The 20,122-nt window shown below is 68.5% G+C and carries 18 protein-coding genes; 6 read left to right on the top strand and 12 right to left on the bottom strand.

Going from position 1 to position 20,122, the window contains the following annotated elements; genetic code table 11:
* Positions 1–3: 3 nt before the first annotated feature.
* Positions 4–708, bottom strand: coding sequence for a TetR/AcrR family transcriptional regulator (locus MRS60_RS31130; RefSeq protein ID WP_175749317.1), 705 nt, complete (start codon positions 706–708; stop codon positions 4–6).
* 53 nt (positions 709–761) lie between these two features.
* Between MRS60_RS31130 and shc the strand changes: the two genes are divergently transcribed.
* Both shc and MRS60_RS31120 read left to right on the top strand, forming a co-directional pair.
* A complete protein-coding gene (shc, locus tag MRS60_RS31125; protein WP_243567250.1) occupies positions 762–2,816 on the top strand; it encodes a squalene--hopene cyclase in 2,055 nt (684 codons plus the stop codon).
* A 54-nt stretch (positions 2,817–2,870) separates the two neighbouring features.
* Complete coding sequence (locus tag MRS60_RS31120) at positions 2,871–3,242, top strand: cupin domain-containing protein (RefSeq protein ID WP_051983775.1); 372 nt, start codon at positions 2,871–2,873, stop codon at positions 3,240–3,242.
* A 30-nt stretch (positions 3,243–3,272) separates the two neighbouring features.
* Here the strand turns inward: MRS60_RS31120 and ampC are convergent, their stop codons facing one another.
* Positions 3,273–4,442 (bottom strand): class C beta-lactamase, encoded by a 1,170-nt coding sequence (gene ampC, locus MRS60_RS31115; protein ID WP_243567249.1) that lies wholly within the window; start codon positions 4,440–4,442, stop codon positions 3,273–3,275.
* 594 nt (positions 4,443–5,036) lie between these two features.
* Here ampC and MRS60_RS31110 point away from each other — a divergent pair.
* The 3 genes from MRS60_RS31110 to MRS60_RS31100 are packed head-to-tail and all read left to right on the top strand — an operon-like array spanning position 5,037 to position 9,093.
* The gene (locus tag MRS60_RS31110) at positions 5,037–6,314 is read left to right on the top strand and encodes a hypothetical protein (protein WP_243567248.1); all 1,278 of its coding nucleotides are present in this window, start codon (positions 5,037–5,039) and stop codon (positions 6,312–6,314) included.
* Positions 6,308–7,090 carry a DUF1266 domain-containing protein gene (locus tag MRS60_RS31105; RefSeq protein WP_034182487.1) on the top strand — a complete coding sequence of 261 codons (783 nt, stop codon included), beginning with the start codon at positions 6,308–6,310 and terminating at the stop codon, positions 7,088–7,090. Before MRS60_RS31110 ends, MRS60_RS31105 begins: the two co-directional genes overlap by 7 nt.
* Before the next feature lie 14 nt (positions 7,091–7,104).
* The gene (locus MRS60_RS31100) at positions 7,105–9,093 is read left to right on the top strand and encodes a DUF4034 domain-containing protein (RefSeq protein WP_243567247.1); all 1,989 of its coding nucleotides are present in this window, start codon (positions 7,105–7,107) and stop codon (positions 9,091–9,093) included.
* 55 nt (positions 9,094–9,148) lie between these two features.
* Here MRS60_RS31100 and MRS60_RS31095 read toward each other — a convergent pair whose 3' ends face one another.
* Together MRS60_RS31095 and MRS60_RS31090 are read right to left on the bottom strand one after the other, a co-directional pair.
* Positions 9,149–9,961 (bottom strand): alpha/beta fold hydrolase, encoded by an 813-nt coding sequence (locus MRS60_RS31095; protein ID WP_243567246.1) that lies wholly within the window; start codon positions 9,959–9,961, stop codon positions 9,149–9,151.
* Positions 9,962–10,050: 89 nt separating this feature from the next.
* Positions 10,051–10,518: a hypothetical protein gene (locus MRS60_RS31090; RefSeq protein WP_034182490.1), complete on the bottom strand. Its 468-nt coding sequence runs from the start codon at positions 10,516–10,518 to the stop codon at positions 10,051–10,053.
* 399 nt (positions 10,519–10,917) lie between these two features.
* On the opposite strand from MRS60_RS31090, the gene MRS60_RS35000 reads away from it, so the two are divergent.
* Complete coding sequence (locus tag MRS60_RS35000; RefSeq protein ID WP_006405345.1) at positions 10,918–11,052, top strand: hypothetical protein; 135 nt, start codon at positions 10,918–10,920, stop codon at positions 11,050–11,052.
* 162 nt (positions 11,053–11,214) lie between these two features.
* On the opposite strand, the gene MRS60_RS31085 is transcribed toward MRS60_RS35000, so the two are convergent.
* The 8 genes from MRS60_RS31085 to MRS60_RS31050 form a co-directional block, all read right to left on the bottom strand.
* Positions 11,215–12,402 (bottom strand): YncE family protein, encoded by a 1,188-nt coding sequence (locus MRS60_RS31085; protein WP_243567245.1) that lies wholly within the window; start codon positions 12,400–12,402, stop codon positions 11,215–11,217.
* A gap of 122 nt (positions 12,403–12,524) precedes the next feature.
* Entirely contained in the window at positions 12,525–14,033 is a 1,509-nt protein-coding gene (locus tag MRS60_RS31080; protein WP_243567244.1) for a M81 family metallopeptidase, read from the bottom strand.
* On the bottom strand, positions 14,030–15,328 hold the full coding sequence (locus tag MRS60_RS31075; RefSeq protein ID WP_243567243.1) for a Zn-dependent hydrolase: 1,299 nt from the start codon (positions 15,326–15,328) through the stop codon (positions 14,030–14,032). The genes MRS60_RS31080 and MRS60_RS31075 overlap by 4 nt, the downstream gene beginning before the upstream one ends.
* Positions 15,329–15,362: 34 nt before the next feature.
* Positions 15,363–16,064: an ABC transporter ATP-binding protein gene (locus tag MRS60_RS31070; protein ID WP_243567242.1), complete on the bottom strand. Its 702-nt coding sequence runs from the start codon at positions 16,062–16,064 to the stop codon at positions 15,363–15,365.
* Complete coding sequence (locus tag MRS60_RS31065; protein ID WP_034182495.1) at positions 16,061–16,828, bottom strand: ABC transporter ATP-binding protein; 768 nt, start codon at positions 16,826–16,828, stop codon at positions 16,061–16,063. The genes MRS60_RS31070 and MRS60_RS31065 overlap by 4 nt, the downstream gene beginning before the upstream one ends.
* Positions 16,825–17,868 carry a branched-chain amino acid ABC transporter permease gene (locus MRS60_RS31060; protein ID WP_243567241.1) on the bottom strand — a complete coding sequence of 348 codons (1,044 nt, stop codon included), beginning with the start codon at positions 17,866–17,868 and terminating at the stop codon, positions 16,825–16,827. Before MRS60_RS31060 ends, MRS60_RS31065 begins: the two co-directional genes overlap by 4 nt.
* Positions 17,865–18,725: a branched-chain amino acid ABC transporter permease gene (locus tag MRS60_RS31055; RefSeq protein ID WP_072440443.1), complete on the bottom strand. Its 861-nt coding sequence runs from the start codon at positions 18,723–18,725 to the stop codon at positions 17,865–17,867. Before MRS60_RS31055 ends, MRS60_RS31060 begins: the two co-directional genes overlap by 4 nt.
* A gap of 69 nt (positions 18,726–18,794) precedes the next feature.
* Positions 18,795–20,003, bottom strand: coding sequence for an ABC transporter substrate-binding protein (locus MRS60_RS31050; RefSeq protein ID WP_034182498.1), 1,209 nt, complete (start codon positions 20,001–20,003; stop codon positions 18,795–18,797).
* Positions 20,004–20,122: the final 119 nt, after the last annotated feature.

Below are 20,122 nucleotides of genomic sequence, written 5' to 3'. Positions count from 1 at the left end.
GCGTCACGCCGCCCCACCACTCTCCTTCGGAAACACCCCCTTGCTCATCGCATCCAGTTGCCGGACGATCTCCGAACGCAACTCGGCCGATACCTCGACGCTGTCGAGCAATTCCGAAATCCACAGCCCGTCGGCCGCAAGCCGGCAGATCATCAGCGTCGCCGCCCGCTCCAGCGGCACGGGATCGGGCCGCGTCCATTCCCGCATCGGCACCGACCATCGCGCGCGCGTCTCCTGCTCGGTAATCATCGACGCGACCAGCACGCGCAGCACGTCGGTACTCGCCGCCGGATTGGCCGCGTCGAGCACCGCGTGCAGATAAGCCCGCGCCGCCGCGCCGTCGCCGCCGGGATCCGCCGCCGTCCGCGCGGCCATTTGCGCGGCGAACCGCTCGGTCGCCTGCCCGAACAGCGCATCCAGCAGCCCCTGCTTGTTCGCGAAGTGATATTGCAGCGCGCCTTTCGTCACGCCGGCACGCTCGGCCACCGCATCGAGCGTCAATGCAGCCACGCCGTGATGCGTCGCAATCTCGGATGCGGCCGCCAGCAATTGCGCGCGCACCTGATCCGGCGCTTTTTTCCGCCGCACGCCGGCAGCGGCGGCAGCCACCGGAGTAGATGATCCTTCGAATGCCCGTGCAGCGGCCGTTCCAGCCGGTTCGACAGGCGCGGACACATCGTGTGGCGCGGGTTCAAGGCGTTTTTTCATGGTGCGGATGTTAGCACCCGAGGGTCTCGATATAAACATTCCGGCTGGATGGTATGATCCGCCGCATGAACAAACCCGCCCCATCCCCCTGGTCCGCGCTCGACACCGCCATCGCCCGTGGACGCGACGCGCTCGTGCGTCTTCAGCAGCCCGACGGCAGCTGGTGCTTCGAACTCGAATCCGACGCGACGATCACCGCGGAATACATCCTGATGATGCATTTCATGGACAGGATCGACGACGTCCGCCAGCAGAAGATGGCGCGCTACCTGCGCGCGAACCAGCGGCTCGACACGCATGGCGGATGGGATCTGTACGTCGACGGTGCACCGGACGTGTCGTGCAGCGTGAAGGCATATTTCGCGCTGAAGGCGGCCGGCGACAGCGAACACGCGCCGCACATGGTCCGCGCGCGCGACGCGATCCTGAAGCTCGGCGGCGCGGCGCGCTCGAACGTGTTCACGCGCATCCTGCTCGCGACGTTCGGCCAGGTGCCGTGGCGCGCGGCGCCGTTCATGCCGATCGAAATCGTGCTGTTCCCGAAGTGGGTGCCGATCTCGATGTACAAGGTCGCGTACTGGGCGCGTACGACGATGGTGCCGCTGCTCGTGCTGTGCTCGCTGAAGGCGCGCGCCCGCAATCCGCGCCACGTTTCGATCCGCGAGCTGTTCGTCACGCCGCCGGACCAGGAGCGTCACTACTTCCCGCCCGCGCGCGGCATGCGCAAGCTGTTCCTCGCGCTCGACCGCACGGTCCGCCATCTCGAGCCGCTGATGCCGAAGCGCCTGCGCCGGCGCGCGATCCGCCACGCGGAAGCGTGGTGCGCGGAACGCATGAACGGCGAGGACGGGCTCGGCGGCATCTTCCCGCCGATCGTGTACAGCTACCAGATGATGGAAGTACTCGGCTACCCGGACGATCATCCGCTGCGGCGCGATTGCGAAAACGCGCTGGAAAAGCTGCTGGTCACGCGGCCCGACGGCAGCGTGTATTGCCAGCCGTGCCTGTCGCCGGTGTGGGACACCGCATGGAGCACGATGGCGCTCGAGCAGGCGCGCGGCGTGGCAGTGCCGGAAGGCGGCGAGCCGGCCGGCGCGCTGCGCGAACTCGACGAACGGATCGCGCGCGCGTACGACTGGCTGGCCGGGCGCCAGGTGAACGACCTGCGCGGCGACTGGATCGAGAACGCGCCGGCCGATACGGCGCCGGGCGGATGGGCCTTCCAGTACGCGAACCCGTACTACCCCGACATCGACGACAGCGCACTCGTCACCGCGATGCTCGATCGCCGCGGCCGCACGCATTGCGACGCCGACGGCACGAACCCGTATGCGCCGCGCGTCGCGCGCGCGCTCGACTGGATGCGCGGGCTGCAATCGCGCAACGGCGGCTTCGCGGCCTTCGACGCCGACTGCGACCGCATGTACCTGAACGCGATCCCGTTCGCCGATCACGGCGCGCTGCTCGATCCGCCGACCGAAGACGTGTCGGGCCGCGTGCTGCTGTGCTTCGGCGTGACGAAACGCGCGGACGACCGTGCGGCGCTCGCGCGCTGCATCGACTACGTGAAGCGCACGCAGCAGCCCGACGGCAGCTGGTGGGGCCGCTGGGGCACGAACTACCTGTACGGCACGTGGAGCGTGCTGGCCGGCCTCGCGCTTGCCGGCGAGGACAAGTCGCAGCCGTACATCGCCCGCGCGCTCGACTGGCTGCGCGCACGGCAGCACGCGGACGGCGGCTGGGGCGAGACGAACGACAGCTACATCGACACGAAGCTCGCCGGCACCAACTCCGGCGAGAGCACGTCGAACTGCACCGCGTGGGCGCTGCTCGCGCAGATGGCGTTCGGCGACTGCGAATCCAATTCGGTGAAGCGCGGCATCGCGTATCTGCAGTCGGTGCAGCAGGACGACGGTTTCTGGTGGCACCGCTCGCACAATGCGCCGGGCTTTCCGCGCATCTTCTATCTGAAGTATCACGGCTATACCGCGTACTTCCCGCTGTGGGCGCTTGCGCGTTATCGGCGGCTTGCGGGTGCTGCGTCATCGCCGGGCTCGACCGTGCGCGGTACGATGGCAGTGGAAACAACCGACACGGCAGTCGCCTGAGCGACGCCGCGCCGGCGCGCTCCACTCCACCCAACTCGACGAAGCATGCCGATCATGATCGACGTTTCATCCATTACCGACGCACTCACCCCGAGCGGCGAGCCGACGCAGTACCGCGTGTCGCCCGAGAAGCTGATTTCGGGCGATCCGCTGCAAACGCTCACGCCCGGCTTCGCGAGCCCGTGCGGCCGTTTCTCGACCGGCATCTGGGAAAGCACGCCGGGTTGCTGGCATGTCGCCTACACCGAAGCGGAATACTGCGAGATCCTGGCAGGCACGTCCGTGATCACCGACCTGGAGGGCAACAGGAAGACCCTGCGTGCCGGCCATCGTTTCGTGATTCCGCCGGGCTTTCGCGGCACGTGGGAAGTCGTCGAGCGCACGCGCAAGATCTTCGTCGCGTACGACGAGCAACCGCCCGAGTAAGCGGCGGCGCTTCGTCCGTCGCTGGAAGCGTTACCGGCCGTCGCCGAGCGACTCGAGAATCCGGTATGCCGTCTTCACGCGATCCTCGATCGGGAAGCTGCGGTTCGCGAGCATCACGATCGCGATCCGCTTCGCGGGGACGAACGCGACATACGTGCTGAAGCCGTTGGTCGAGCCCGTCTTGTTGATCCATGTGTCAGGGTTCGGCGCGAGCGGCGGCTTGATCGCGCTGGCCGGCGTCGCATCGAACAGCATCTTCGGCGCGTTGCCTTCGAGCAGCGTCGGCAGCGCGACCGGATACGGATACTGCTCCCAGATCAGATCCTGCGTCAGCGGCCCCGCGCGGAAATAGCCGGTGTGCGTGCGTTCGATCGCGCGCTGCAGCCGCGGCGCCGTTTCGACCAGCCCCATGTTCGCCTGCACGAAACGCAGCAGGTCGGCCGCCGTAGTCCGGACGCCGTATGCTTCCTGCCACAGCATGCCGCCCGTCATCCGGATCGGCTTGCCGTCCTGCGTATAGCCCTGCGCATAGTCGGCCGTGCGCGCATCGGGCACGTTGATATACGTGTGCGTCATCCCGAGCGCGGGAAAGAGCCGCTGCTCCATCAGCACCGAGAAATCGCGGTTCATCGCCTTCGCGGTCAGCCACCCGAGCATCCCGATCGCGACGTTCGAATACGTGCGGCGCGTGCCCGGCGCATACGCAGGCTGCCACGCGTCGAGATAGCGGATCAGGCCGGCATCGTCGCGGATGCTGTCGGGCACCTGCAGCGGCATGCCGCCGGGCGTGTGCGTACCGAGCTGGAGCAGCGTCACGCCGCCGAACGGCTTGCCCTGCAGCGCGGGCAGGTACTTGGCCGCCGGGTCCGACAGCGACAGCTCGCCGCCCTCCTGCGCGTCGGACGCGAGCGTCGCAGTCAGCGTCTTGCTGACGGAGCCGATCTCGAACAGCGTGTCGCCGGTGACGGGCTTGCCGGTTTGCGTCGACATCACGCCGTAGTCGAACACGTAGGGCTTGCCGTCGGCGACGATGCCGATCGCCATGCCGGGAATGGCGTACTGCTTCATCAGCGGCGCGACGTGGCGGGTCACGGTTGCGTGGATGTCGTTCTGCGTGAATGCGGCCGCGCGGCCGGCCATGGCGGTGGCGCACGCGGCGACCAACAGGGTCGCGGCGAAGCGTGTCGCGTTGAATCGCATGGTTGCGGTTCCTTCGATATCGGATGGTTGCATGGACAACAGATTCGGCCGCGCCGCGCGGAAATCACGGCGGCCGGCCTGTCGAAGCAGGACTATCCATTACCGGCCGGCCGCGAACAATCGACGATATGTTGCGCGAGCCTAAAGAAAAACTTATGAGATACGCGAAGCGCCGGATTGCAACGCGGCAATCGCGAGCCGTTCGCCGGCTTGCCGTAAAAACCTGTCGGTTTTAACAGCATTCAATCCGACGGCCGAATGGCGCTGCACCGAAAATCGATGAAAAAGAGATAAGTCTTGTCAGATCGGCAACCGCCGGCGCGCCGCGCGATTGATTCGCCCGCGCGGATCGCAGTAAACTCGCGGCAGCAAAAAATAAAATCCATCCTGAGAGAAACCATGAATCGCCATTCCTCGATCGCCCGCTCCCGCGTCGTTGGCCGCTGCGCGGCCGCGTGATCTTCACGCGTCGACCGACCTGCATCGGGCACCCGCGATACCGCCGCGTATCGCGCCCGCATGCCCTCCAGCACACAAGCCAAAAACCTCCAGGGTGCCGCCCGCGGACGCCCTGCCTGACCGGAGAGTGACCCCGTGACCGAAACCGTCGTCGCGTCCGCCTATCGGCCGCGCGATGTCGTCAACGCGCCCGACATCAAGGCGGCCATCGCGCGCCGCAGCGCCGAGCGCGGCGATCCGGCCGACATCCGCGCGTGGCTCGGCAACCATTTCTTCCGCTGGGTCGTCGGCGCGTTCGAGCAAGCGCAACCGCTCGATTCGCTCGCCGATTACCGCGCACTCGTCGGCGCCGACCGGCCGGCGCCCGACTGGCTCGTGCGCCGGTTCCGCGCGCAACCGGCATCCGGCGGCGCCATCGGCGCGGCGGTCGAGCCGAAGCCGCTCTACTTCATCGATCCCGAGCACATGCTGCTGATCGACCGCGAGCGCGTGCTGGTCGAATTCCTGCGCTCGCGCGCCGGCACGCGGCTCGCGCAGAAACTGCAGCGCATCACGTGCGCGATGGCGCTCGACATGTGGGAGCGCGAACACCAGCGGATGCAGGCGCGCCGCGACAAGGGCTGGGTGCCGAGCAGCGGCCTCGCGCTGCGCGAGGTGCTGCGCACGCCGAACGGGATCGTCTTCGAATTCGCCGGCGATCATGCGGCGCTGCGCGAGGAGCTGGCCTACGAGTCGTACTACATGCAGCACTGTCTCGGCCAGTTCGCGGATCGCCGCCGGCTGCGCGGCGGATACGGCGAGCAGTATGCGCAAGCCGCGCAGGACGGCCGGCTGCGCCTGTTCACGCTGCGCGGCGCGGGCAACCAGCCGCACGTGACGATCAGCCTGTCGGTGACCGGCGACGGCCTGCGCGTCGACCAGATCAAGGGCAAGCAGAACCGCCATCCGGTGCGCCGCTACGCGGACGACGTGCGCCAGTTCCTGCGCACGCTCGCGCCGCGCGGCGAGCGTCATCCGGATTGCGAGGGCATGGGCCTCGTGTTCGAGCCGGACACGCCGGGCGCGGCCACCGGCGAATGGACCTTCGTCACCGACGTGCGCTCGCCCGATCATCTGCTGAGCGTGATGAGCGAGAACTTCCACCTGATCGAGCATTTCGCGCAGCCGCCGGCCGTGCTGCAATGGCTGCTGCTGCGCAACGCGCCGTACGCGCTCGGCCAGCTCCGGCAAATCGATCCGGCCGTCGCGGCGGCCGCGCGCCACGCGTTGCCGGACGATGCGCTGCCGGCCGCGCGCGAACCGGATACACCTCGGGCCGCGGCCGCCTTCTCGATCGAGGGCATTCCGATCGATCCCGCGCTGTGCGCGGCGTTCGCGCTGCCAGCGACGGCTGCCGGGAGCCCGTCATGCTGAAACTGCTGATCGGCGCGGCCGCGCTGTGGCTCGTGTGGTACGTGTGGCGTTCGTTGCGGATCGCCGCGCGGATGGTGCGCGAAGTCGACGCCGACCAGGCCGCGGGCACCGACCGCGCGGTGCCGGTCCGGCAGACCGCCGCGGTTTCGCTCGCCCGCACGCTCGCCGACCAGGCGCCGCCGAATCGCCGCCGCTGGTCGCTCGCGCTCGCCGACATCCTGCTGATCCGCAACGGGCTGCGCTGCGATTGCGACGACCTCGTGTACGCGCTGCCCGACACGCAGCGCGAACAGCTCGCCCGCCAGTTGCGGCGCGAACTCGACCTGCCGGCCGACCTGCCCGAGTGGCAGATCGTGCAGCGCGTTCCGCCGATCCTCGCGGGCTGGATACGCGGCGTCGGCCGCTCGCACGAAGGCTTCTACGAACAGCTTGCGGCCGTCGGGCGCGTGCGCGACGCGCTGGCGTTCGATTGCGCGCGCACCGCGTTTCTCGTGCGCTGCATCGCGCTGCTCGGCTGGGCGTCCGAACCGCAGGCGTGGGTGGTGCTGCTGCTCAATGCGCAGCGCGCGCAGGACAGCTTCGACAGCTGGGAAGACTTCGGGCTCGCGTATGCGCGGGCGCGCCAGCACTGGTTGCGCGGCAGCGGCCAGGACGGCCCCGCGTCGTCGCGCGCCACGCAGGAAGTGCGCGAGCACCTGCGCAATCCGTCCGGAAACTGGCTTTCGCTGCCGTGGAAGCGCTACCGCATCTTCGATCCCCAACCCGTTTCGTCATGACCGCCGACACCGACATGTCCTCCGCTCCCGCCGCCCTGATTCCGCCCGCGAAGTCCCGATGGTTCATCTGCGACGTCGACGCGCTGCTGCGCGCGGGCGATTTTGCCGCGCTCGACACGCAGCTCGACGCCGCGCTCGCCGCCAGCTTCGCCGACCGCACGGCCGAAGCGCTGTACGTCGACGCGCTGCCGGCCGACCTGCAGCCGTGCATCGAAGCCGGCGCCGAAGGCCTCGCGCGCCTGCGCGCCTGGCAGGCCGCGAACCCGCAATCCGCGCACGCGTGGCTGTGCGAAGCGCATTACTGGCACCACTGGGCGTACGAGTACCGCGGCTCCGGCTGGGCCGGGACGGTGACCGAAACCGGCTGGATCTGCGCGCATGCGTGCGCCACGCTGACGATCGTCGCCGCGCTGCGCGCGCTCGTGCTCGCGCCGACGATGTGGAGCGCGCCGAAGGTGATCTTCACGAGCGTGTCGTCGTTCGACGAACCCGAGTGGCTCACGCAGCTCGTGCAACAGCGCCGCTGGCCCGTGACCGAGCTGCACCTGAACGTCGGCGCCCACGACGAGGCCACGCGCGCCGAACTGCAGGGCATGCTCGCGCGTTCGGGGCTGAACCCCGACGTACCCGTCGCCTGCCCGGCGGAATTTCCGGAAGCGCTGCCCGGCCCCGTCCAGGGCAGGAAGCTGCGCAAGGGCAAGTGGTACTGGATGGAAGCGACGCTGCACATTCACCCGCACCAGTTTTTCTCGATGCGCACCTTCATCTGGTACATGCAGCCGCGCTGGGGCGGCTCGCACGACCACGTCCGCGCGTTCGTCGATTCCGACGCGTGCGCGCACCTCGACGCGGTCGAGAAGGACCGGCTGCGCCACGAGATCTGGCGCGACGACCATATCGGCAATACGCTCGATTCGAATGACGACGACGACGATGCACGCCGCGCAATGGCCGCGACGCTCGCGCGCGCCAAGGCCGCGCTGCATCCGTATCACCGCTGGGAAACGCTGCACTGGCTCGCGCACAGTCATTTCATGCGCAGCGAATACGAACAGGCTTACGCGCGCCTTCAGGAAGCCGAGCGCGATCAGCCGATCGACGACAACCACGCGATGGCAATGGGCGTACGGCTCGCGCTCGACCTCGATCCGCAGGGCACCTGGCTGACCGGCGCGATCGAGCGCGCATCGGATGCGCGCGCATGCACGTCGGCGATGATCCTGCGCGGCTACGCCCATCGCACCGGCACGTTCGGCTTCGCGCAGGACGACGCACGCGGCGATGCGTGGCTCGAAGCCGCGCGCGTGAACGAGCCGGGCTCGCTCGCATGGAACCAACTCGCGTCGGCGATGCGCGACGAAGGCCGTCGGCCCGCCGATGCGGTCGCGCTGTGCGAGCTCGGCTATGAAGCGGGCGGCGATTCGTGCGGCTACCTGCTCGGCTGCTTCTACGAAGACGGCATGCACGTCGCGCAGGATCTGTACCGCGCCGCCCATTACTTCCGCGAGTCGGTCGACGACGGCGGCAACATGGCCGCGTACCAGCTCGCGTTTGCGTACTATCACATCGCGGGCGCCAGCAAGGACGAAGCCGAACGCGCGCGCATGCAGGTCGAAGCCGTCGAGGCCGCGCGCATGGCGCACGAGATGGGGCATACCGAGGGCCTCGAGACGATGCTGATGTTCATCGCCGACGTCGACGATCTCCCGTCGCGCCATCGTTACGTCGACGAACTGCGCCGCCATGCGGAAGGCGGCCATCCGGCGGCAATGGCCGCGCTGTCGTCGATCCTGGCCGACAGCCGCGACAAGTCGCTCTACAACTATCGCGAAAGCGTGCGCTGGATCATGGGCGCCCAGGCGATCGCGCCGGACGACGAATACGTGCGCAACATCACGCGCCTGCGTCACGAGGACGGCATGCTCGGCAAGCTGCTGTACAAGCTGCACCGCAAGCAGATCAAGGCGCACGAGATTCCCGGCAACGACAACGCGATGGTCTGAGCACGGGCGACCAACGCGCGCGCCCATCGACGGCGCGCGCGGCCCGTACGAGCGGTCAGCCCGGCAGCCGGTCGAGGAAGGCCAGCATCGCCGCGTTGAATCGCGCGGGCCGCTGCAGCGGCGCGAAGTGGCTCACGCCGGGCAGGATCGTCAGCGTCGCGCCCGGAATCGTGCACGCCAGATACGCCGCATGCTCGGGCCGGATGAATTCGTCGTGCTCGCCCTGCACGATCGTCACCGGCACCGAGATCGACGCGAGATCCTGCGTGCTGTAATCCGGTTGCGTACGCATCATTTCGCTGACGGCCGAAACGAATGCGTCGAACTGGTCCGGCGTTGCGGACAGTTGCGCGTAGTCCTTCCGGTGCCGCGCGAAGCAGCGGTCGATCAGCGGGCCCGGCACCATTTCCTTCGTGCCGCCCGGGTCCATGTTGCACGCGAAGAAGAACACGCCGGCCGCGCGCTCCGGCGCGCGGGCCGCCAGCACGAGCGCGGTGCATGCGCCGTCGCTCCAGCCGACGAAGCGCGCGCGGTCGACGTGCAGCGCGTCCAGGACAGCAAGCACGTCCGACGCCATGCGTTCATAGGAATACGGTTGGTCGTCGCGCGTGCTGCGGCCGTGGCCGCGGCTGTCGATCAGGATCGCGCGGTAGCCGGCCGCGAGCAACGCCGGCACCTGGTTGCCCCAGTTGCCGCCGTGGCCGAGGCCGCCGTGCAGCAGCACGACCGGCGGGCCGTGTCCGAACGACGCGTGCCAGATGCGCGCGCCGTCGTGTTCGATCCATCCTTCGGCATCGGCCGCCGACAGCGGCGTGCCGCCGTGCGCGTCGAAGCGGACGAGTTCGTCGTCGTCGAGTTCCGCATGCATCGTTCTGCCGTCCTTTCGAGGGAGACGAGCTTGCGATTGTAATGCGTGCGGCCGACGCGGCATTGACGGCCGCGCGCAGCCGGAAACCGTCAGGCCTGCGTCGACACCAGCCCGCCCGCCGACGAGCCGCCCGACTTCTCGATCGCCGCCGCGAGCTGCGAGATCGCCGTCGCCAATGCCGCCGAGATCGCGCTGGCTTCCGCGCTCAGCGACTGCTGTTCGACCGCCGCGGCCGGGTCGTCCTTCGCGCGCTGGGCCGCGCTCGCCATCTGCCGCTCGAGCGTCGCGAGCTGCTTCTGCAACCGCTCGATCAGCGCCTTCAACTGGCTGACTGCCGGGCTTTCCGACGACGCGCCCGATGCGCCGAGCGTTTCGCCGGTGCCGCCGGTCGACCCCTTCGTGCCGCTCGCGCCGGTGGTGCTCGTGGTGCCGGTGGTGCCAGCGGTATCCGTTGAGCCGTCGGCGGATGACGTCGCGGCCGATGCGCCTGGGCTGTTTGCTGTAACGCTGCCGTCCGCCAGCGGGGATCGCGCGGTTGTGGAAAAATCGATCTGCATCGTGTCGGTCCGTATGTCGGTAAACAAATCGTGACGGGGTGGCATGAAATGCCTTCCGACTCGTTTACGGCATTCGTCATACGAAACTTGAGCATCGGGGTCGGACGGATTCTTCGATAGATCGCAGCACTCAAGTCGCGAAAGGGCCAGATTGGCAGCAAAACGACGCTGGTAAAATTGCCGCTTTGCCGGGCGGATCCGCGCGTCGACGGCCTGCGGGCACGGTCGCGGAACGCCGCCGGGTTCGACTCCCGCCCTTCCGGGCGCGGCACGTGTGCGTGCCGCGCCGCCGTCGCGGCTTCGCGGGTCGCCCTCTCCGTCCGCCTTCGTGCACCGCTCGCCGGTCGAGCGGCGAACGCCGTGCGGCACTCACTTCATTACGCATTCGAGGAACACACGATGGCCCGCATCGGCGCCTTCTGCATCACGACGTGGCTTGCCGCCGCGATTCTCTACTTCGGCCAGCATTCCGTTGCGATGATTGCGCTCAGCGGTGTCGTCGTATTCGGCGGGTTCGATCTGCTGCGGCCGTAACGCGCATCGCGACGACGGCGCGCACGCTGCTCGCGCAACATCACGGGCTTGAATTCGGCTCGTTCACCCCGGAGCTGCACGTCGTCTTCGATCGTGCGACCCGCCGCTTGCTGCGTTGCAGCGGCGTCGAAGCAGGTCGCGCATCGACAGGCGCCCCGCGCGTCAGCGTGGCAACGTCCTCAACGAAGACGGCCCGCCGGTCAACGCGATACGCTTGCCCGTATCGCGCAGCTTGCCGCCTTCCACCGCGTAAAGCGCCAGTTGCCGCTCGACATTGAACTGCACGATCACGTGCCGGCTGTCGGCGGTAAACACGATGCCCTGCGCGGCTTCGCCGCCGGGCAACTCGCTGGTCTGCACGGCGTGCCCGTCACGGATCTCGAACAGCAGCACCTTGCCGAGCTTGTGGCGGCCCGGATTGTCGGGCGTCAGGTTCGAGCCGTCCATCGCCTGCACGGCGATCCATTTCCCGTTCGGCGAAATCGCGACGCCTTCAGGCAGCGACGGCACCGTCAGGTACTGGACCGTCCGGAACGGCACGCGCGACACATCGATCAGCGCGACCGTATCGGCGTCGCCCGCGAGCGTGCCCGTATAGCCCGGCAGCCCCGCGAGCCCGACGTTGCTGACGACCGCCCAGCGGTTGTCGCTCGACACGTCGATCGTGTAAGGCGCGACGCCCGTGCTCAGGCGCGCGCCGCTGTCGGTCACCTTGCCGTCGTCGACGTTCAGCACCGCGACGCCCTGCTCGTCGCGCAGCGACACGAGCGCATGCTTGCCGTCGTGCGTGAAGCTGATCCCCGCGAGCCGCTTCTTGCCGATCTTCAGGTTGCCGTCGAGCGTCACGTGCGTGCCGTCGATGCGCAGGATCGATACGCTGCCGTCGACATTGGCGACAAGTGCGAGCCGGCCCGACCGGTCGATCGCGATCCCTTGCGGATGCGTGCCGAGCTCGATGCGCGTGATTGCGGGCGGTGCGGCGTCGAGATTCACGACCTGCAGGAACGTGTCGAACACGAGCTGCTTCGCGGCCGCGTCGTAGCGCGTCGGCGCACCGACGAGCGCGAGCTTCGCGTCGGGCGTGATCGCGACGGCCTGCGGCGGCCCCTGGATGCCGTTCTCGACGTCGACCTGCAATGCGACTTTCGGCGGGAACGTGCTGGCGTCGAGCAGCGTCAGCGTGTCGGCGGGCGGCGACGCAAGGAAAGTGTCGCGGCCCTCGACGCGCTGGTACTTGCCGTCGTTGCCGGACACGATCCAGTCGGCGGCGTGCACGGCGACGGCCGTCGTGGCGAGGGTCAGCGCGGCGAGCAGGCGCGCGCTGCGCAGGCGGAAAGGATTCGAATGCATGGCGGTCGATTCTCCGGATCGGTTGCGGACGCAATGGATTGCACGACCCTGCTGCTCGACGGGCCGCTGCCATCGCATGATGCCCGAAAGCATGCAAATCCGGCGTCTCGCGCCCCGCTCCGTCAGGCCGCCGGTGACGCGCCCTGCCCCCACCGATCGACGTTGTCGAGCGGATACACGGGCCGCGCAAGCCGCTCGTAGCGAAACAGCCCGTAGTCCGAGCCCGTCACGCCGCGGCTGTCGCATTCGACCAGCGCAGCCGCGATCGGCACGAACACCGGCCGGCAATACATCCGCGATTTCAGCAGCAGGAAGCGCGCACGGCGCGGGTCGACGCCGACGCTCTCGAACACGCCGAGATCCCACGGCTCCTGCGTGCGCTCGGTGACGACGAGCGTCGCCGCGCCGATGTCGAGCACGGCCGTGCGGCCCATGTATGCGCGCTGGCCCGTGTAGGTCGGCCCCGTGATCACGTATTCGCCGTCGGTAATCGCGCGCACGACACCGGTCGCGCGAAACGGCTCGCGCCGCACGCCGCCGTGCGACGGCAGCCGGTTGCCGACCGGCACCGTGACGGTCGCGCCGACACCCGCATCGATCAGTGCCGCGACGGTTTGCGGGTCGCACAGCGGCCCGCTGACGATGCCGTCGAGCCCCTGCGCGAGCGCTTCTTCGAGCAGGTCCATCGTGTCGCACGGGCCGCCCGACATGCAGTTGTCACCGTGATCGAGCATCAGCACCGGGCGGTCCGCGCCGCGCGCGAGCGCCGCGGCCTGCGCGACCGATTCCGCGAGCGGCGCGCTGCGGTAGACGAATTCGTCGCGTGCGTCCCAGATCTGCCGCGCGATACGTTCGGCGACGGCATCGGCCGCCGCGCGGTCACCGTCGCCGACCACGACGACGCTGATGCAAGGCGCGGGAATATCCGCGAGCGAGAAACCCGAAAGCACCGACACGGCGAGCACGCCGCCGACCTCGGCCTCGGCCGCGCGCGCGGCCTCCACCGCGCGCCGCATCGCGCCTTCGGCGCTCGCGCTGCGCAGCGTCGACGTCATCAGCGGCGGTTGCCGCCACGCAAGCACCGGCCGTGCGCGACCATGAAGCCGGTCGAGCAGCACGCGCGCCGCGTGCTCGCCCGTCTCATACATGTCGACATGCGGATAGGTCTTGAAACTGACGATCACGTCCGCGTGGTCGATCATCTTCTGCGTGACGTTCGCGTGCAGGTCGAGCGCGACCGCAATCGGCGCGTCGGGCAGCGTCGCGCGCACGCGCGCGAGCAGGTCGCCCTCGCCGTCCGCGCTCTGCTCGGCGACCATCGCGCCGTGCAGGTCGAGCATCACCGCATCGCAGCCGGGCGCGGCCGCGACGATCGCGTCGCAGATCGCCGCATACGCATCGGCCGCAACCGGCCCGCTCGGGTTCGCGGCCGCCGACACCGGCGTCACGATTTCAGCGCCTTCACGCGCGGCCGCATCGATGAACGCAGCCATCGCGGTGCGCATCCCGTGGTTCGCGCGATACGCGTCGTCGCCCCAGTCGGGGCCGTTGCGGCCGAACGCGGCAAGCGGCGTCGGCACCGGCGAGAACGTGTTGGTCTCGTGGTTCATCCGGGCGATCAGGATCTTCATCGTGCGCCACCTTCCGCGATCCCGGCAGCGCCCAGCATCGCCTGCAGCAGCACGTTGCAGCCGGCTTCCAGATGCGCGGGATCGGCATCCTCGATCTCGTTGTGGCTGATCCCGTCCTTGCACGGCACGAAGATCATCGCGGTCGGCGCGACGCGTGCGAGATACACGGCGTCGTGGCCCGCGCCGCTGATCACGTTCATCGACGACAACCCGAGTGCGCTCGCGCCGGCCCGAACCTGCTCGACCAGCGTCGCATCGAACGGCTGCGGCGGAAAGTACACGACCTGCTCGACGTCGATTCGCATGCCGGCCGATGCGCCCAGGTCGGCGCACGTCGCGCGCAGTGCCGCATCCATCGCCGCGAGCGTCGCATCGTCGGCCGCGCGCAGGTCGACGGTCAGCGTCACGCGGCCAGGAATCACGTTGCGCGAATTCGGGTACACGTCGACCCAGCCGACCGTGCCGCGTCCGTGCGGCGGATGCGCGCGCGCGATGCCGTTCACCGCGCGCACGAGATCGGCCGCGACCAGCAGTGCGTCGCGCCGCAGCTCCATCGGCGTCGGGCCCGCGTGCGCCTCCATCCCGTGCACGGTCACGTCATACCAGCGCTGCCCGAGCGCGCCCTCGACCACGCCGATCGTCGTGTCGTGCGCCTCCAGCACCGGCCCCTGCTCGATATGCGCTTCGAAATACGCGCCGACCGGATGCGCGTCGCACCCATCGTCCGCGTCGTCCACATCGCCCGCATAACCGATCGCGACCAGCGCGTCGCGCACCGACACGCCGTCGCGATCGCACTGCGCGAGCGCATGGTCGAGCGTGAACGCGCCCGCGAATACGCCGGAGCCCATCATCACGGGCACGAAGCGCGAGCCTTCCTCGTTGGTCCAGACGGCGACCTCGAGCGGCGCACGCGTGCGCACGCCCGCATCGTCGAGCGTGCGCAGCACTTCGAGGCCCGCGAGCACGCCGTAGTTGCCGTCGAACTTGCCGCCGGTCGGCTGCGTGTCGATATGGCTGCCCGTCGTCACGGGCGGCAGGTCGTCGCGTTCGCCCGCACGCCGCGCGAAGATGTTGCCGATCGCGTCGACCCGCACCGTGCAGCCGGTTTCCTTCGCCCATGCGACGAACAGGTTGCGCGCGTCGCGATCGAGTTCGGTGAGCGCGAGTCGGCACACGCCCCCTTTGTCGGTCGCGCCGATCCGCGCGAGACGCATCAGGCTGTCCCACAGCCGCGCGCCGTCGACGCGCAAGCCGGACGCCGCGACGCCCGGTGTCGAATCCTGAACTTGCATCGATGGAATTCCTCGCAATGAAAAGGCACGGCGCTTACGCGACACCGACGCCCAGATAACGGTCCTTCACCTCGTGATCGGCGGCGAACGCCGCGTTGCTGCCTTCGTAGACGATCACGCCCTGTTCGATCACGAAGTGGCGGTCCGCAAGCTGCGTGCACACTTCGAGGTTCTGTTCGACGAGCAGGATCGCGACGCCGGCCGCCTTGATCCGCTTCAACTGCTCGACGATCTCCTCGACGATCACCGGTGCGAGCCCCTCGACCGGCTCGTCGAGCATCAGCAGCCGCGGGTGGTTCATCAGTGCGCGGCCGATCGCGAGCATCTGCTGCTCGCCGCCCGACAGCTGCGCGCCGCCGTTGCGGCGGCGCTCCTTCAGGCGCGGAAAGATCCGGTAGATGTCGTCGAGCTGCCACGGCGAATCGCGGCGCGCGCCGAGCCGCAGGTTTTCCTCGACCGACAGCAGCCGGAAAATCCCGCGATGCTCGGGCACGAAGCACAGGCCGCGCGCGGCGATCCGGTGCGCGGGCTGCCCGGCGATCGGTTGGCCCGCGAACGTCAGCGTGCCGCCGGTCGGCGCGACGACGCCCGCGATCGTCTTGAGCGTCGTCGACTTGCCCGCGCCGTTGCGGCCGAGCAGCGTCACCGTCTCGCCTTCGTTCACGTTCAGCGTAATGCCCTGCAGCACGTGGCTCTTGCCGTAGCACGCATGGACCTCCTTCACGTCGAGCATCATGCGCGGCCTCCCGTGATCATGTTGCCGAGATACGCACTGCGCACGCGCTCGTCGCCGCGAATCGCGTCGGGTTTGCCTTCGACCAGCACGCGGCCCTGCTGCATCACCGTGATCGTGTCCGAGATGTCCATCACGATTCCCATGTTGTGTTCGATCAGCACGACCGTGTAGTCGTCGCGCAGGCCGCGGATCAGCGCCTTCATGTCGTCGAGATCGTCGATCCCCATGCCCGACGTCGGCTCGTCGAGAAAGATCGCGCGCGGCCGTGCCGCCAGCGCCATCCCGACCTCGAGCCGGCGCTGCTGGCCGTGCGACAGCACGCCGGCCGCCGTGTCGGCGAAGCGCTGCAGGCCGAGCCGCTCGAGCACGTCGTCGACGATGCCGCCGTGCGCGAGCGCACCGCGCGGCGGCGTCCACGGATTCAGCGCGCGCCGCGATTCGACGCCCTGTGCGGCAACCCGCAGGTTCTCGCGCACGCTCAGGTTCGGAAACAGGCTCGTCACCTGGAACGAGCGTGCGATGCCGCGCCGCACGCGCTTGTGATCGGGTTCGCGCGACACGTCGTGACCGTCGAACAGGATCGAGCCCGACGTGATCGGCAGCGTGCCCGTCAGCGTATGGAACAGCGTCGTCTTGCCCGCACCGTTCGGGCCGATCACCGAATGCACGGTGCGCGGCATGATCCGCAGGTCGACGCCGCCCAGCGCCGTGAACTTGCCGTAGCGCTTGACGACGCCGCGCGCCTCGAGAATCGCTTCGCTCATTGCTGCTCCCTGGCATCAGCCGCCGTGCCTTCGGTGCGCCGCAGCTTCGCCGCGACGCGTTCGCCCAGCCCCCACAAGCCGCGCTGCATGAACAGGCTGACCGCGATCAGCACGAGGCCGAGCAGCAGCAGCCAGCGCGGCCACAGCGTCGACAGCCAGTCCGCGAACAGCACGTAGAACGCCGCGCCGAGCACCGACGCGAACAGGTTGCCCGTGCCGCCGATCACCGTCATCACGAGGATCATCTCGCTCGTGTGATAGTCGATGTTCGACAGCGGCGCGATGCCCGTCATCAACGCGTGCAGCGCACCCGCGAGGCCCGTGACCGCACCCGAGATCACGAACGCCGCGAGCTTGAAGCGCTTCACGTCGTAGCCGGCCGCCGCCGCACGCGCCTCGTTGTCGCGGATCGCGAGCAGCGTACGGCCGAACACCGAGCGCGACACGCGCAGCAGCAGCCAGAACACCGCGACGAACAGCACCGCGACGAAGCCGTAGTAGCGCCACGGCGAATCGAGCGGGACGAACGGATGCCCGAACGCGGCGAGCGCGGGGCGCGGGATGTCGAGCAGCCCGTTGTCGCCGCCCGTGACGTCCGGCGTCGTATAGGCGAGAAAGTAGAACAGCTGCCCGAACGCGAGCGTCAGCATCACGAAATAGGTGCCGCGCTGCCGGATCGAGAACCAGCCGACGAGCGCGGCCGCGACGGCGCCGAGCGCGGCGGCCGACAGCAGCGCGACGCTCACCGACGCGACGCCGCGCGTCAGCACGAGCCCCGCCGCGTAGCTGCCGAGCCCGAAGAAGATGCCCTGCCCGAACGACAACAGCCCCGTATAGCCGAGCAGCAGGTTGCAGCCGAGCGCGGCGAGCGCGAACACCAGCACTTCGGTGGCGAGCGAGCCCGAACTCAGCACGACCGGCAGCACGCACACGACGGCCACCGCAAGCCAGCCTTCCGGCCGCTGCAGCACGCCGCGCCACGGCTGCGCGCGTTGCGAGGCCGCCGCCCCCGGCGGCAGCGGTTTCGACGATTCGATCATGCAGCCCTCCCCAGCAATCCGTTCGGACGCAGCAGCAGCACGGCCGCCATCGCGACGTAGATCATCAATCGCGCGCCTTCCGGCCACAGCGTGCTCATCAGGCTCTGCACGATGCCGACCAGCAGCCCGCCGACGAGCGCGCCGAGAAAATTCCCCATCCCGCCGACGACGACCACGACGAACGCAACGCCGAGCGCCTCGATGCCCATGAACGGATCGACGCCGCGGATCGGCGCGGCGAGCACGCCCGCGAGTGCCGCCGTCGCCGCGCCGAGCGCGAACACGAGGCTGAACACGCGCGTCACGTTGATGCCGAGCAGCGAGACCATCTCCGTCGATTCGCTGCCCGCGCGCACCGTGCTGCCGAGCCGCGTGCCTTCGAGCACCCACCACAGCAAGGCGGCGAGCACGGCCGTGAACGCGATCACGAACAGCCGGTATTTCGGGTAGACGAAGCCGCCCCAGATCACGACGCCGTTCAGCGCGTCGGGCGGCGGCACGTTGTCGCCGAGCGGGCCCCATGCGAGGATCGCGCACTCCTGCAGCACGAGCGCGAGCCCGACCGTCGCCAGGATGTGGAATTCATGCTGCTGCGCGTACACATGACGCAGCACGAGTTTTTCGACGCCCCATGCGAACGCACCGACGACGAGCGGCACGACCGCGAGCGCAACCCAGAAATTCGCCGACCATTGCAGCGCCTGGTAGCAGAGATACGCACCGAGCAGGTAGAACGCGCCGTGAGCGAAATTCACGAAGCGCAGCAGGCCGAATACGATCGACAGGCCGACGGCGAGCAGGAAATACAGCATGCCCACGCCGATGCCGTTGACGATCTGCAGCAGATAGACGTTCATGGCTTCCGTGTCGGAAAGGAAGGTAACGGACGTCCGCGGCGCACGACGGCCGCGGACGCATGCACGGCGTCACGCGAGCTTGCAGCCCGTCTTGTCGACCGGCAGGAACGACTGGCCCGAGCTGACGATGTCGGCATAGTCGTCCGCGCTCTTCATCCGGCCCTTCGGCTTGCCCTTCAGCAGGTAGTAGTTCTTCAGCACCTGGTGGTCGGCCTTGCGGATTTCCTCCGGGCCCGTGAGGCCGTCGTACTTCATGCCTTCCATCGCCGCGACGACCTTCTTCGGATCGGCGCTGCCGGCCTTCACCATCGCGTCGAGCAGGATCTTCGAGCAGATGTACGAACCCGCGAGGCTGTAGTTCGGGTTCGCCTTGAACACGGCGTTCGTGCGCTTCACCAGGTCGCGGTTCAGCGGCGAATCGATGCCGTGCCAATACTGCGCGCCGAAATACACGCCGTCGCAGATGTCGGGACCGAGCGCCTCGAACTGCTCGAGGCCCGATGCCCACGCGAGCAGGATCGTGCAGTTGCGCTTCATCCCGAAGCTGACGGCCTGGCGCAGCGTGTCCGACGACTGCGAGCCGAAGTTCAGGATCAGCAGCACGTCCGGCTGCGCGGCCGCCGCGTTCGTCAGGTAGCCGCTGAACTCCTTCTCGGCGAGCGAGTGGTAGCTGTTGCCGACATGCTCGATGCCCTTCTCCTTGAAGATCGCTTTCGCGGCCGACAGCAGGCCGTCGCCGAACACGTATTGCGGCGTGATCGTGTACCAGCGCTTCGCCTTCGGCAGCATCTGGATCAACGGGCGCACCGTCTGCTCGATCGCGCCGAAGGTCGGCACCGACCAGCGGAACGTCGCGGCGTTGCAATCCTTGCCGGTGATTTCGTCCGCGCCGGCCGTGGTGATGAACACGCCGTCCGCCTTCTGGACTTCCTTGCCCATCGCCAGCGATTCGGACGACAGGATGCCGCCCGCGAAGAAGCGCACGCCCTTCTGCTGCGCGATCTCCTGCACGCGCCGCACGGCGGTCGCGGGCTTGCCCTCGGTGTCGAGCGCCGTATAGGCAAGCGGCGCGCCGAGCACCTTGCCGTATTGCTTGACGGCGAGCTGCATGCCGAGATCGGCGTACTTGCCGTTGGCGGCGAACGGCCCCGACATCGGCACCGGGCATGCAAGCTGGATGGTCGAACCCTGCGCGAACGCGGCACGGGACGACATGCTGCCGAGCGCACCCGGCACGGCCGACAGTGCGGCCAGTTTCAACAGTTCTCGGCGATTCAAGTTGACGCTCCTGATAAAGGGGGACACACGCGATGCGACCGACTGCCAAACCGTGCCCACGCCCTGCAGGATGCGCGCCGCCGGTTGATCCTATTTATCATGATAAATAGAATGAACCT

It is taken from the genome of Burkholderia pyrrocinia, from assembly GCF_022809715.1.
Lineage (GTDB): Bacteria > Pseudomonadota > Gammaproteobacteria > Burkholderiales > Burkholderiaceae > Burkholderia > Burkholderia pyrrocinia_C.
The sequence above is the reverse complement of the archived record's forward strand: the minus strand, read 5'-3'. Positions and strand labels throughout refer to the sequence as shown.

Coding starts and splice junctions, on each gene's coding strand:
- MRS60_RS31055 (WP_072440443.1), bottom strand. CDS start 18,725: ATGAACGTCTATCTGCTGCAGATCGTCAACGGCATCGGCGTGGGCATG.
- MRS60_RS31090 (WP_034182490.1), bottom strand. CDS start 10,518: ATGCAGATCGATTTTTCCACAACCGCGCGATCCCCGCTGGCGGACGGC.
- MRS60_RS31085 (WP_243567245.1), bottom strand. CDS start 12,402: ATGCATTCGAATCCTTTCCGCCTGCGCAGCGCGCGCCTGCTCGCCGCG.
- MRS60_RS31120 (WP_051983775.1), top strand. CDS start 2,871: ATGATCGACGTTTCATCCATTACCGACGCACTCACCCCGAGCGGCGAG.
- shc (WP_243567250.1), top strand. CDS start 762: ATGATCCGCCGCATGAACAAACCCGCCCCATCCCCCTGGTCCGCGCTC.
- MRS60_RS35000 (WP_006405345.1), top strand. CDS start 10,918: ATGGCCCGCATCGGCGCCTTCTGCATCACGACGTGGCTTGCCGCCGCG.
- ampC (WP_243567249.1), bottom strand. CDS start 4,442: ATGCGATTCAACGCGACACGCTTCGCCGCGACCCTGTTGGTCGCCGCG.
- MRS60_RS31060 (WP_243567241.1), bottom strand. CDS start 17,868: ATGATCGAATCGTCGAAACCGCTGCCGCCGGGGGCGGCGGCCTCGCAA.
- MRS60_RS31070 (WP_243567242.1), bottom strand. CDS start 16,064: ATGATGCTCGACGTGAAGGAGGTCCATGCGTGCTACGGCAAGAGCCAC.
- MRS60_RS31080 (WP_243567244.1), bottom strand. CDS start 14,033: ATGAAGATCCTGATCGCCCGGATGAACCACGAGACCAACACGTTCTCG.
- MRS60_RS31100 (WP_243567247.1), top strand. CDS start 7,105: ATGTCCTCCGCTCCCGCCGCCCTGATTCCGCCCGCGAAGTCCCGATGG.
- MRS60_RS31075 (WP_243567243.1), bottom strand. CDS start 15,328: ATGCAAGTTCAGGATTCGACACCGGGCGTCGCGGCGTCCGGCTTGCGC.
- MRS60_RS31065 (WP_034182495.1), bottom strand. CDS start 16,828: ATGAGCGAAGCGATTCTCGAGGCGCGCGGCGTCGTCAAGCGCTACGGC.
- MRS60_RS31105 (WP_034182487.1), top strand. CDS start 6,308: ATGCTGAAACTGCTGATCGGCGCGGCCGCGCTGTGGCTCGTGTGGTAC.
- MRS60_RS31130 (WP_175749317.1), bottom strand. CDS start 708: ATGAAAAAACGCCTTGAACCCGCGCCACACGATGTGTCCGCGCCTGTC.
- MRS60_RS31095 (WP_243567246.1), bottom strand. CDS start 9,961: ATGCATGCGGAACTCGACGACGACGAACTCGTCCGCTTCGACGCGCAC.